This is a genomic window from Nocardioides daeguensis, assembly GCF_019192965.1.
Lineage (GTDB): Bacteria > Actinomycetota > Actinomycetes > Propionibacteriales > Nocardioidaceae > Nocardioides > Nocardioides daeguensis.
The window spans coordinates 69,375-81,654 of record NZ_JAHTKU010000010.1; the positions used below are offsets into that span (position 1 = coordinate 69,375).

At 73.5% G+C, this 12,280-nt stretch carries 9 protein-coding genes; 4 read left to right on the forward strand and 5 right to left on the reverse strand.

The window, feature by feature from the left end; all coding sequences use genetic code 11:
• Positions 1-32: 32 nt before the first annotated feature.
• Positions 33-1,481 (reverse strand): cellulase family glycosylhydrolase, encoded by a 1,449-nt coding sequence (locus tag KU893_RS23540; protein ID WP_218233835.1) that lies wholly within the window; start codon positions 1,479-1,481, stop codon positions 33-35.
• Between the two features lie 510 nt (positions 1,482-1,991).
• On the opposite strand from KU893_RS23540, the gene KU893_RS08045 reads away from it, so the two are divergent.
• Positions 1,992-3,398, forward strand: a complete 1,407-nt coding sequence (locus KU893_RS08045) for a hypothetical protein (protein ID WP_218233836.1) — start codon at positions 1,992-1,994, stop codon at positions 3,396-3,398.
• Positions 3,399-3,401: 3 nt separating this feature from the next.
• Here KU893_RS08045 and KU893_RS08050 read toward each other — a convergent pair whose 3' ends face one another.
• From KU893_RS08050 to KU893_RS08060, 3 genes are read right to left on the reverse strand one after another with little or no spacing between them, the layout of a single operon-like run.
• Complete coding sequence (locus KU893_RS08050) at positions 3,402-4,325, reverse strand: glycosyltransferase family 2 protein (RefSeq protein ID WP_218233837.1); 924 nt, start codon at positions 4,323-4,325, stop codon at positions 3,402-3,404.
• Positions 4,322-5,080 (reverse strand): CDP-alcohol phosphatidyltransferase family protein, encoded by a 759-nt coding sequence (locus KU893_RS08055; protein ID WP_218233838.1) that lies wholly within the window; start codon positions 5,078-5,080, stop codon positions 4,322-4,324. The genes KU893_RS08050 and KU893_RS08055 overlap by 4 nt, the downstream gene beginning before the upstream one ends.
• Positions 5,077-7,134 carry a hypothetical protein gene (locus KU893_RS08060; protein ID WP_218233839.1) on the reverse strand — a complete coding sequence of 686 codons (2,058 nt, stop codon included), beginning with the start codon at positions 7,132-7,134 and terminating at the stop codon, positions 5,077-5,079. The genes KU893_RS08055 and KU893_RS08060 overlap by 4 nt, the downstream gene beginning before the upstream one ends.
• Positions 7,135-7,274: 140 nt before the next feature.
• On the opposite strand from KU893_RS08060, the gene KU893_RS08065 reads away from it, so the two are divergent.
• From KU893_RS08065 to KU893_RS23545, 3 genes are all read left to right on the forward strand, one after another.
• A complete protein-coding gene (locus KU893_RS08065) occupies positions 7,275-9,197 on the forward strand; it encodes a hypothetical protein (RefSeq protein ID WP_218233840.1) in 1,923 nt (640 codons plus the stop codon).
• 63 nt (positions 9,198-9,260) lie between these two features.
• A complete protein-coding gene (locus KU893_RS08070) occupies positions 9,261-10,013 on the forward strand; it encodes a hypothetical protein (protein WP_218233841.1) in 753 nt (250 codons plus the stop codon).
• On the forward strand, positions 9,991-10,689 hold the full coding sequence (locus KU893_RS23545) for a LuxR C-terminal-related transcriptional regulator (protein WP_218233842.1): 699 nt from the start codon (positions 9,991-9,993) through the stop codon (positions 10,687-10,689). Before KU893_RS08070 ends, KU893_RS23545 begins: the two co-directional genes overlap by 23 nt.
• Positions 10,690-10,699: 10 nt before the next feature.
• Here KU893_RS23545 and KU893_RS08080 read toward each other — a convergent pair whose 3' ends face one another.
• Positions 10,700-12,151: a sensor histidine kinase gene (locus KU893_RS08080; protein ID WP_218233843.1), complete on the reverse strand. Its 1,452-nt coding sequence runs from the start codon at positions 12,149-12,151 to the stop codon at positions 10,700-10,702.
• Between the last annotated feature and the right edge of the window lie 129 nt (positions 12,152-12,280).

The window sequence follows — 12,280 nt, forward strand, 5'->3', positions numbered from 1 at the left end:
CCAGCGCCTCCGGGTGGAACGGGTGGAACGGGCTACTTCAGCGTCGGCGACCCGGACAGGGCCTGCGCGAAGGCGTTGCGCTTGGTCGTGGTCCCGAGGTTCCACGGCGCGATGCTGTTGAGCGTGGTGTCGAAGTAGCTGTAGGCGATGCCGCCGTAGGTCTCCATCAGGTCCACGGCGTTGGGAATCTCGGTGGGCCGCACCTCGGCGGCCGTGTCGGTCACCCCGGTCTCGCCGAGCGCCCACTCCGTGCCGACGGACTGTGCCCAGGTCGAGATCTTCTGGTAGTACTGCGCGAAGTCGGTCCACTTCGTGGTGGTGGTGCCGTTCTTCACGACGCCGTACTGCTGGTAGATGTCGAACCCGGCCACGTCGATCTTCACGCCGCGCGGCCAGATGTTGGCCAGGCTGTACGCCGGGTCGCCGTAGAACTGGTTCCAGCCGGTCACGACGACGGTGAACGCCACGTTGGGTGCGGCCTTGCGGACCAGTGGAGCGAGGTGCTCCTGCATCCGGCGCCACTCCTGGATGTCGCCGTCACCCTCCGGCTCGTGGTGGAAGGCGACCCACACCGGGCCGCCCAGCGCGGCCAGCCGCTGGGCGAGGTCGTTCGCCCAGGCGTCGCCCTTGCCGTTGGCCATGTCGGTCCACGAGTACGGCAGCTTGAAGCTGATCCACGGCAGCCGGCCGACGGCGAGGTCGGCCTGCGCGTTGCGCACCGCACTCGCGACACCGGTCGCGCTGTAGTAGGTGCGCCGGACCCCGAGGTGGCCGCCGAGCTGCTGCTCGAGCGTGGTCGGGTCGGTGTTGGAGCCGTGGGCGGCGCCGACGTAGGTTCCGCACGACGGGATGCCGCGCGCCGTACGACCGCAGCCGTTGGTCAGGTTCGCGACGTTGCCCTCGGGCGAGGTGACGGTGTTGCTGCCGCCCCCCTTCCGGTCGACGCTCAGGTCGTCGACGAGCACCTTCTCGCCGGAGCGCACGTGCGGTGCCCGGATGCGCAGTCGCAGCGCCGAGTTGCGCTTCTTCGTGGTCACCCGCACCTGGAGCCGCGACCAGGCGCCGGCCTTCGTCGTCACCTTGGTCGAGCGCACCTGGACGGTCTTGCCGGCGCGGACCTCGCGGACCCGCAGGCCCACCTGCCGCTCCGTCACGGTCCGCACCCACACCCGGACGACGTACGACGCCCCGGCGGCGTGCTTGCGAGCGAACCGGTGCTGGCTGACGGTGTCCGCCGGGCCCAGCTTGGCCCGCACCACCATCGCCCGCGTGTTGTTGCGTCCGGCGCCCTGGCGCGAGAGCGCCACGCGGCTGCCCTTCACCCCGGCGAAGCCGTCCAGGTGGGTCTCGAAGCTGCCCGTCGGCGCGGCGCCGGCCGTCTTGGTCTTCGACTGGGCCGGAGGAACGGCCGCGACCGCTCCGATCATCAGCATCGCCAGCACGGCGACCAGCCAGGTCCATCGTCTGTTGGCGTTCTTCACACGCCACCTCCCCGAATCCGGCCGTGGGGAGCATGATCACGGCCTCGTCATCTCTTCTCGATCGGCTCGATTGGAACCAGTCCGAGGGGTTGCGACCAATCTTGTCCCCCAAATGGGGGATGAAGTGCGGACTCGCGGGTAACGAGCGGCCCGCCAGGGCCGTCAGAGGCCGCGCAGGTCAATTTTCGGTACGTGGCCCCCCGGTGGTTGAGGTGTGAGGAGCGCTAGCGACGAGCCTCCCGGTGGTTGAGGTGTGAGGAGCGCTAGCGACGAGCCTCGAAACCACCCGCCGTGCTGCCGGAACTGTCCAGACTGCTTCGGTCGCGTAGCCGGCCGGGTTCCGAAAGGCAGCAACGAAAGAGGGGCGCAGGGGCCGGGTTCGGCCGTCGGTTTACCGTCCCCGCCGAGACGGCGCAGCCCCGATGCGAAGGCGCGAGAACCCGCTAGAAACAAGGGGAAAGTCCTCGCCGGCCCATGGCATACGAACGCATGTTCGAGTAGAATCGGCCCATGCTCTCGGACCTCTCGGACGCCACCCCGGCGCAGCTTCTCCACGCGGCCGGGAACGGCGTCCAGGTCCACCGAATCCACGAAGTCGAACAGCTCGAGCTGCTGCTCGCCTGGGCCGACCTCCACTCGAATGACCCGCAGACCGAACCCGACGCGGTGCCCGTACGACTCGGTGGCCCGAAGCTGATCACCCTCGGCGGCGACGGAACGCCGCAGGTCCAGGACCTGGCCCTGGTGGAGATGGCCATCGCCCGCCACGAAGGTGTCCTGTCCACCCGCAACGCGTTGGCCGACGCGTTCGACCTACGCCACCGCCTCCCCGCCATATGGAAGGGCGTGAAGGCCGGGCGTTGTGAGCTGTGGGTGGTGCGCAAGGTCGCCCGCTGGTCCCGCAAGCTCACCCGCCCCCAGGTCCGGGTCGTCGACACCGCGGTCGCCGCGGCCCTGGACGAGGCACCCTCGCGGATCCTCAAGATCGCCGAGGCAAAGATCATCGAAGCCGACCCCGTCGCCCACCGGGAACGGATCAACGCGAACCGGAAGGACAAGGGGGTCTGGTTCCCCCAGCCCCGCCCCGGGACGCAGATCGAGTCCGTCGACAACGCTGCCGGGCTGGGGGTCGTGTTCGCCCGTATCGACGAGGCCGACGCCCTCGCCCATGCCCGGATGGTCGACGACCTCGCCACCGCGCTGGCCGAACACGCTCCCGCAGCCGCCGATGGCGGGGAGCCGTTGGGCATGGACCACTGGCGGGCCGAAGCGTTCGCGATGCTCGCCGACCCCGCCGCCGTCCTCGCGTTCCTCCAGGGATCGGATGAGGAAAACGACCCCGGCACCGCGGCCCCCGACCGGACGAGCGTGGACCTGGTGATTCACCTCGCCCACGACACCACCGGCAACCTCGGTCCGCTGGCCCGCGTCGAGGGCCGGGTGAACGGACCCCGCCTCCTCGACCAGGTCCGCGCCCTCCTCGCCCGGACTACGAACGTGACCATCAGCCCGGTCGTCGACCTCCACACCGGCCGCTCGGTCAACGGCTACGAGCACCCCGCCGACGTGAAACACCGCACCGAGCTACGCACCCTGGGTGACGTGTTCCCCCACGCCACCGGCCTCTTCGCCCACCACGGCCGGGCACCCGACCACGACCACACGATCGCCTACGACAGGCACGGCCCACCCGGCCAGACCGGCGACCACAACGACACCCCACTCGGCAGACATCACCACCGAGCCAAGACCCACCTCGGCTACACCGTGCTGCAGCTCGGACCTGACCGGTGGATCTGGGGAACACCCCATGGCCTCTACCGCCTCGTCACCACCACCGGCACCACCGTGCTCACCAAAGCCGAGTATCAGCTCCACGCCCAGCAGACCCTCGTCTTCGCCGGCGACGCCGCCTGACCCTCAGATCCCGTGCCCGCGTCGGTGCGCGAGGTCGAGCAGCCGCTCGGCGCGGACGAGGTGGAGCGCGACGAGCGTGGCGAGATAGGCCCGCGGCTCCCGCGGGGAGGTGCGGACGGTGCGGGCGGCGAGGCGCAGCGCCGAGCGGTCGCCGAGGGCGGCGAGGGCGAACGCCTTGCGGCCGAGAAGGCGGGCGTGGGCACGACGGTCCTCGCGGAACACCGGGTGCTTCGCGAGCCCGTAGTCGATGGCGGCCACGATCGTCGCCCACTGGCGGGAGAACTGCGAGCCGCCCCACCGCACCCGGACCAGCGGCTCGGCCACCACCTGGAAGCCGCCGGCGCCGGCGGCGCGGATCATCCAGTCGAAGTCCTCGCCGTAGCTGCCGGGGATCTCCTCGTCGACGAGCCCGATCGTGGTGAGCAGGTCCTGGCGTCGTACGACGACGGTGGACGGGTGTGCCTCCATGACGCGGCGCCGCACCAGGTGGCGGAGCTCGAGGTCGGCCTCGGTCGGGACCCGGGTCGTCGTCGTCCCGGCGTAGTCGACCTCGATGCCGGTGACGCAGGTCGGGGCGTCGCCCTGGAGGAGGGCGCGGACCTGGCGGTCGAGCTTGCCGGGCAGCCACACGTCGTCGTCGTCGCAGAAGGCGACCAGGTCCCCGCGGCCGTGGAGCACGCCGCTGTTGCGGGCGCCGGCCAGGCCGGGGCTGCGACGGTTCTCGATCACGTCGACCACGCGCCCGTCGCCGCCGTCGAGGCGGACCAGGTCGCGGTCGGGGGTGGAGCGGTCGAAGACGACGATGCAGCGGATCCGGCCGGCGTACTCCTGCCCGACGACGGCCGCGATCGCCTCACGAACCAGCACCGGACGGTCGTGCGTCGCGATCACGACGTCGACGTCGGGCCACTCCGGCGGGCCGTTCATGGCGCTCTCCTCTCACTCGGTGCACTTGATGCACTCGGTTCGCTCGCCCCCCGGGGAGGTACGACGTCCAGCGCCGTCGCGATCCGCCAGCTGCGCCGCAGGTTGGTGCCGGTGGCCACGACGTAGAACGCCAGACCCACGACCAGCCCGGCGGCCGCGAACCGCGGTCCGGCGAGGGGGAGCAGGCCGAGCACGAGGGTCTCCGCCTCGACCGCCCACGGGACCGGGCTCATCCCGAGCCGGCGGCACACCCGTAGCCACGGGTCGAGCAGCGGCAGGTCGGTGCGGCCGATCAGGTCCGAGCCGCCGTCGCCGCGGCCGGCCCGCTCGGCGAGGTGCTTGCGGTGGGCGAGGGCCCAGCCGTAGGTGGCGACCGCGGCCAGCAGCCCCACCGCCACCCCGACGCCGGCCCGGTCGGTACGGACCGCCCAGAGCCCGAGACCGGCGTACGTCGCCGTCACGCACACGACGTCGGTGCCGACGTCGAGCAGGGCACCCCGCGCGGAGCTCGATCCCTGCAGCCGGGCGATCTTGCCGTCCAGGCAGTCGGCGAAGAAGCGGAGCAGGAACAGCACGCCCCCGAGCCGGAGCCGGCCGGTTGCCAGGCAGGCCGCCGCGGTGACGCCGAGCGCGCCGGAGAAGACGGTCACCCGGTTCGGGGTCACCGCGGGGTGGGGGGCGAGGGCGCGCGCGAGCGGGTCCGCGAGCGGGTCGATGACCAGGCGGGTCCAGATGTCGCGGGGGCGGGGGTTCATCGCTGTCTCCTGGTCCGGGTCCGGGGCCGGATCCTGGGTGGGGTGCGGTGGGATGCCAGTGCGACCAGGCCGCCGAGCGCCAGGCCGCTGGTGACGGGGACGCCGGGGTCGGCGCCGACGGTCCGGACCGGGCCGACCCGGATCACGCTGCCGACCTCGGGCCGGTGCGTGGTGAGGTGGTCGCTGGCAGCCCGCAGGTAGGCCCGGGTCGCGGCCCAGGCCGGGTCGGCGGCGTCGATGGCGGCCAGCCGCTCGTCGAGACGGGCGATCAGGTCCGTGCGCCGGGTCTCGAGGAACCGGCCGCGTTCGGTCAGGTACTCCTGCGCCACGGCGAGCGCCGCCGCGGCCGGATCGTGGGCCGGCGTCGTCGTCACCGTCACGTCGAGGACCGTCGACAGCGGCGGTGCGGCGACCCGGATGTCCGAGCGGAGGACGGCGGGCGCGATGCCGACCCGTGTCCCGGCCCGGTCCAGTGCCCGCTCCGAGCGCAGCAGCGCCGCCTCGGTGTCGATCGTCGCGGGGTCGGGCGGCTTGACCAGGGTGCTGCTGTCGGCCTCCCGGGCGATGTCGCCGACGTCGAGGTAGGTCGGGGACGGCGTGAGCGCGACGGTGACGGTGCTGGCGACGTGCCGGTCCTCGCTGCGGGTGGCCCCGGCGCCGATGGCGGCCCCGATCAGGCCGATCGTGGCCGCGGCGACCAGCGCCCGGGCGGGTGGGCGGCGCAGCGCCGTCCCGGTCTGCTCCTCCCGCCAGGCCAGCCCGACGGCGGCCATCACGATCATCATCGGCAGCCCGAGGGTGTCGTAGACCGTGAGCTGGAGCAGGAAGATCCCGAGGACGAAGGTCGCGACGGTCTGGTTGACGGTGCGACAGCGCCAGGTGCGGCGCAGTGCCAGCACGAAGAACGCCAGGAAGAAGAGGGTCCCGATCCAGCCCTGGGAGAACAGCACCAGCCACAGCTGGCCCTGTGTCCCGAGCGGAGGTACGCCGCACGCGGGGCAGGTCGGCGTCGCGCCGCCGGCGATCGAGGCGAAGCTGCCCTCGACGTCGCGGGTGCTGCCGAAGCCGACGACCGGTGAGCCGCGGCTCATCGAGTCGACGGTGGCGACGAGGAGCTGCGAGCGCCGCTCGTTGCTGTGCGGGTGGTCGAGGCGCTCGCTCACGGTAGCTCCGAGCGAGGTCGCCGGCACGAGGACGCCGCCGAGCACCACGACGGCGACGAGGACACCGAGCGCCGTGTGGTTGCGGCGCAGGGCGAGGAGGGCGAGCAGTCCGACGGCGGCGACGCCGAGGGCCAGCCACAGCCCGCGGTTGAGGCTGAGCACGATCGGCACCGCCGCGGCGGCGAGCACGGGCGCGGCGAGCCAGCGCAGCCGTGCCCGGCCGGCGACGAGCGTCGCGACGAAGAAGACCAGGGTCAGCGAGATGACGCTGCCCCAGGTGTTGGTGTAGGCAAAGGGCGCCTTGGGGCGTGGCTCCGGTGCCCCGAGCACCTTCTGGACGTCGGCGGTCTCGGCCGACACCAGCGTGCTCACGAAGCCGTTGCTCCTCAGTCCTCCGGGCAGCACTCGCTCAGCCAGCGTGGTGACCGCCAGGTCCGGGGCGAGGATGCCGAGGAGACCGCCGGCGACGGTGACCACGAAGACCCAGGCGAGCACCCGGCGCACCAGCTGGTCCGGGAGCCGGTCGGTGGGGGTGTTGCCGATCCACACCAGCAGCACGGTGCACGCGGCGTACCACGCCAGCCGGTAGCCGAACACCAGCAGCCTTCCGGCGCCCCCGTCGTCGACGGCACCCGGGGCGGCCGCCCACAAGGTGCCGACGCCGAGCACCACCCAGAGCAGGAAGAGCACCCACCAGCCGGCGTACGGCGGCAGCGTGACCCGGCGCCGCTTGCGCAGGTCCCACGCCAGCGGCACCGCGAGGGCGAGCGGCACCAGCGAGGCCAGACCCAGCAGCCACCACACGGGCAGGCCGGCGATCGCGACGACGAAGCATCGCTCGGCAAGGTGTCCCCGCCCGGGCCGGTCCCCCGGTGACGTGGTGGACGTCATGGGCCCAGTGCACCCCGGCCGCTGTCGGTCGCGGCTCACCAATTTTGGGGGACTAATGCCGCGCGCGGCGCCGGGGCTAGTCGGCGGTCCTAGTGTCGCCTGAACCTGCTTGATCGTGCGGTGGCGAGGGGAGGACGCCCATGAGAAGGACACTGGTGGCGGTCCTCTGCTGCCTCCTCGCGTGGGCCGGTCCCGAGGCGTTCGCGACCACCGACCGGGGCGGAACCCTGGTCGGGGAGGACCCGGTCGCAGGCACGCCGCACGTCCTCGACGGCGAGGTGCTCTCCGTGGCCCAGGTCGGCGGCACCATCGTCCTCGGCGGCACCTTCACCCGCGCCCGCAACGACGGCAGCGCCACCGAGCTCCCGCGCCGCGGCCTGCTCGCCTTCGACGCGGCGACCGGGCAGATCGACCCTCTCTTCCACCCCGACCCGGACGGACCCGTCAACGTCGTCGTGGCCGGCCCCGCCGGCACGGTGTACGTCGGCGGCGAGTTCTCCCGGATCGGCGACCAGCCGCGGCTGCGCCTGGCCCGGGTCGCGCTCGCCGGCGGCACGGTCGTGCCGCGGTTCGACGCGGGAGCGGTGAACGGGGAGGTCCGCGACCTGCGGTTGCGCCGCGGCAAGCTGTGGGTGGCCGGTCAGTTCACCCGGATCGGCGGTCGCCGGCACCGGGCGCTCGCCGCGCTCTCCGCCCGCACCGGTGCCGCGCGGCGGAGCCCGGAGGTGAAGGTCCGCGGGCAGGCGCGCAAGGGCCTCGGACGGACGACCGTCGCCCAGGTCGACCTCAACGCCAACGGCCGCTTCCTCGCCCTCATCGGGAACTTCCGGTCGGTGCAGGGCGAGCGCCGCGTCCAGCTGGCCGTGCTCGACCTGCGCCGCGGCGCTGCGGTGACGTCCTTCCGCACCCGGTTCTACGCCGCGCCCTGCTCGGACCTCTACTACAGCTACGTCCGTGACGTGGCCTTCGCGCCGAGTGGCTCGTACCTCGTGGTCGCCACGTCGGGAGGTCCCGGACTGCCGGGATCCCCGTGCGACACCGTCGCCCGCTTCGAGACCCGCGGCACCGACCGCGCGGCCCGACCGTCCTGGATCGCGTCGACGGGGGGAGACACGGTCCAGGCGGTCGAGGTGACCCCGTCCGCCGTGTACGTCGGCGGCCATCAGCGCTGGTTCAACAACTCCTTCGGGGTCAACTCGACGGGTCCGGGTGCCGTGGCCCGGCAGGGCCTGGCCGCGCTGAGTCCGGTCAACGGCCTCCCCTTCCGCTGGAACCCGGGGCGCAGCAGGGGCGTCGGCGTCGGCGACCTGCTCGCGACCGACCGCGGCCTGTGGATCGGATCCGACACCGACAGGATCAACGGGCAGCTGCGCTCGCGGATCGCGCTGCTGCCGGCCGGCGGGGCGTCGTACCCGGCGGTGGGACCGCCCCGGCGGCCCTCGACGATCTACCGGGTCCAGGGCGGCGACCTGGTCCGGCGCACCCACCGCGGGAGCCGGTCCGGTCCTGCGACGACCGTGCCCGGCGGCGGCCCGGACTGGGCCGGCGTCGCTGGGGCATTCGTCCTGGGCGGGCAGCTGTACGTCGCGGGCCGCGACGGGTCCTTCACGCGCCGCGCCTTCGACGGCACCAGCTATGGCCCGCCCGAGCCGGTCGACGGGGCGGACGGCCTCGTCCCCCTCCTCGACTGGCGTGCCGAGCTCGCCGCCACGACCGGGATGTTCTACGACCGGGGCCGGATCTACTTCACGCTCGCGGGCTCGCGCCGCCTCCACTACCGCTACTTCAACCCCGAGAGCGGCATCGTCGGGGCGGTGCGGCTGGTGGCGTCGCGGAAGGCCGGCGGCTTCGCGCCGCGCAAGGCCCGTGGCATCTTCGTCGCCGGCAAGCACCTCTACTGGACGACGGCGTCGGGACGGTTGCGCCGGACCGGCTGGTCGCAGACGGCGCAGGCGGCCAGGCCGGACGGCGAGGCCACTGATGTCGGCGGTCCGTTGGTCGACGGGGTCCGGTGGGGGCCGGGTGTGGTCTTCGCGGGCCCGACCGTGCGACGGGGCGGCTGAGCCGTGTCCGGCCGGGGACTCGTCCTGGTCCTGCTCGCGATGGGCGTCGCAGGGGGGTGCGCCGTGAGCGACGGAGCGGTCCGGTCCAGCGCGCCGGAGCGGCCGAACGGGCTCAAGGGCGTCGACCTCGGACTCGGCTTCGACCACGTGGTGGTCCCGGGCGACCTGGTCCCGGGAGCCGTCAACGACGGCACTGCGACCGTCGACATCACCGTCGTGACCGCGGGCGGCGGCAGGCTGACCTGGGCGCCGGGACGCAACGGCGGCGCCGCCGTACGGACCCCGGCGTACGCCGCGGACGGGGTGGTGCCGGCCGCGGCGCTCGTCGTCCGGAGCGACCCGGGGGAGGCCGACCCCCTCGACCCCGGGGCCGGGGACTTCGTGGTCGGGGTGGACTTCCGGGCCGATCCGGCGACGGCCGGCCGACCCGGTGACGACGGCGACAACCTGGTCCAGCGCGGTCGCTACGGCGAGCCCTCCCAGCTCAAGATCCAGCTCGACCACGGCGTGCCGTCCTGTCGTCTCGCCGGTTCGCTCGGCGAGGTGGTGGCCCAGGGTGACGGGCCGGTGACCCCCGACCACTGGTACCGGTTGACCTGCACCCGGTCCGGGCCGTCGGTGGTGCTGCGGCTGGTCGACCTCGACGGGACCGCCGCCCCGAAGGAGTGGACGGTCGCGGGCGACCCCGGCGCGATCAGTTTCGAGCACGTGCCCCTGTCCATCGGCGCCAAGGTCGCTGACCGCGGCCGGATCGCCGACGGCTCCGCCGACCAGTTCCACGGAACGATCGACCGTGTCGTCCTCGATGTCCGTTGAGGAGCCGGTCCGGCGGATCGCGCTGGTCGCCGAGCGCAGGCTCGTCGGCCAGGCGATCGCGGCCGCCCTGCGCGGCCGCAGCCTGGCGCCGGTGCTCTTCGAGTGGCCCGAGCGTGGCGGCCGGCTCTCGTTCCGCCAGGGCCTGGCGCGCAGCGGCGCATCGGTCGGCGTGATCCTGTGCGACCTGCGTACGCCGGACCTGCTGCACGACGTGGAGCTGCTCGTCAGCCGCGGTCCGATCCGTTGGCTGGTCCTCACCGACAGCGAGTTCGGGCCGCGGTGGGGTTCGGTGCTCGGCGCGGGCGCGACCGGCGTGCTGCCCACGACCACGACCACCGCCGGTCTCGCCAAGGCGATCCGCGACACGCTTGCCGGCGGCTCGCCGACCCCGGCCGTCCTCAAAGAACGGGCGCTGCGGGAGTGGGAGAGCGTCGCGGAGGAGCAGCGCGAGCTGGTCCGCCGGATGGAGCTGTTGACCCACCGGGAGTACGAGGTCCTCGGCTCCCTGTACGACGGCCTGTCGGTGCGCCGCATCGCCGAGGCGTCCGGCGTGGCGGAGGCCACGGTGCGCAGCCAGGTGAAGTCGTTGCGCCGCAAGCTCGGCGTCGACTCCCAGCTCGCCGCGGTCGCGCTGTACCGCCGTTCCCTGGAGGTGTTCCCCCGCGCACGTCAGTGACGGGGGCGCCTCAGGCCGTCCGGTCGACCGCCCGGGGCAGCCGGATCACGAACGCGGCGCCGTGCTCCGGGCCGGTCTCCTCGACCAGGTCGAGCGTGCCGCCCTGCTCGAGCAGCAACCGGCGCGCCCGGTGCAGTCCGATGCCCTGGCCGTCCGAGGCCGTGCCGTGGCTGCCCCACGTGAAGAGCCGCTCGCGCACGGCCGGGTCGAGGCCGGGTCCGTTGTCGGTGACCCTGATCTCGACGTGGTCGCCGTCAGCCGACGAGGTGATGGTGGTGCCGCGGCCGCCGGCGTGGTCGGCTGCGTTGTTGACCAGCGTGCCGAGCGCCTCGGCGAGCGCGTCGTGGCGGGCGATCACCCGGTGGCCGTGCGGCTGCCAGGAGACGTCGTGGCCGCGGGCGGCCTGGCCGACGACGAGGGGTGCGACGATCTCGTCCACCGCGATGGTGGTCAGCGGGTCCGGCCGGGAGGCGACCGTGCGGCCGAGCCGGGCGGCTTCGCTGTCCACCATCGCCTCGAGGGCGTCCCGGCGCGGGCCGGGCGGCACCCGGCCACTGGCCAGCAGCCGCGCCGCGGCGGCGATCCCGGCCGCCGTCGAGCGCACCTCGTGGGCGACCTCCCGGTCCTGCTTGACCTCGGCCTCCGCGTCCGCCGCCAACCGGGCGTAGTGGGCCACCCGGGCGTCGGCCTGCTCCAGCGACAGCCGCAGCAGCGAGGCGGCGGTGGTCGCGGTGAGCGCGCTGAACACCGCGACGCCCACGACGGCGACGGGCGGCGGGGTCATCGCGTCGACCACGGTCGCGTACAGCCGCGCCGCGAGGATCGCGAGCATGCCGACCCCGATCCGGGTCGATGCCCAGGCCGGGAGGGGGGAGTGGCGCAGCTCGAGGCCGATGGCGGCCAGTACGGCGCCGATCGCCACCATCAGCACGATGTCGGGGACGTCGTCGGTGGTGAGGAACGCGGAGCCGTGCTCCCACCGGGTCATCAGTGCGTGCAGGGCCAGGGTGGCCGTCAGAGCGGCCAGGCCGAGCAGCACGCCGACGACCACCGTGTGCCGTCCCGGTGCGCGTGCCTGGCGGCCGCGGTGGATCACGACGAGCACGATCAGCACGGTGATCAGGTGCCCGTTGGTGAGCCGGTAGGAGTGCGCGCTCAGGTCCGGGTCGAGCATCCCGAGCAGGACCAGGGGGGCGTCCTGCACCGCCACGGTCGTCGCCGCGATGGCCATGCCCGCGCGCAGGCCGTCGTACGACAGCCGGGCGTCGAGGGCGAGCCCGACGCCCGCGCCGAGCAGCATGAGGTCGGAGAGCAGGATCACCGCGTGCCCGGCGAGCGCCACCCGGTCGCCGTCCGGGTCGCCCAGCACCCCGACCACCAGGTAGGGGTGCAGCAGCATGACGGCGACCGCCATGCCCCACCACCACGACGAGTGGGTTCCCCGCTGCTCGTCGCGGCTCATCCACCGCCGGCCGTGCGTCCGGACGGAACGACGAGCCCGACGGCCCCCCGGGCCCACCGTCATCCCTCCATTGTGTGCACCTGCGGACGGGTTGCGGGCGGGATCTGTCGGATTGGGCTCCGCTGTCCG

Bases quoted from the DNA above. Each gene is read 5' to 3' on its own strand.
- KU893_RS08045 (WP_218233836.1), top strand. From the start codon at position 1,992: ATGCTCTCGGACCTCTCGGACGCCACCCCGGCGCAGCTTCTCCACGCG.
- KU893_RS08050 (WP_218233837.1), bottom strand. From the start codon at position 4,325: ATGAACGGCCCGCCGGAGTGGCCCGACGTCGACGTCGTGATCGCGACG.
- KU893_RS08055 (WP_218233838.1), bottom strand. From the start codon at position 5,080: ATGAACCCCCGCCCCCGCGACATCTGGACCCGCCTGGTCATCGACCCG.
- KU893_RS08060 (WP_218233839.1), bottom strand. From the start codon at position 7,134: ATGACGTCCACCACGTCACCGGGGGACCGGCCCGGGCGGGGACACCTT.
- KU893_RS08065 (WP_218233840.1), top strand. From the start codon at position 7,275: ATGAGAAGGACACTGGTGGCGGTCCTCTGCTGCCTCCTCGCGTGGGCC.
- KU893_RS08080 (WP_218233843.1), bottom strand. From the start codon at position 12,151: ATGAGCCGCGACGAGCAGCGGGGAACCCACTCGTCGTGGTGGTGGGGC.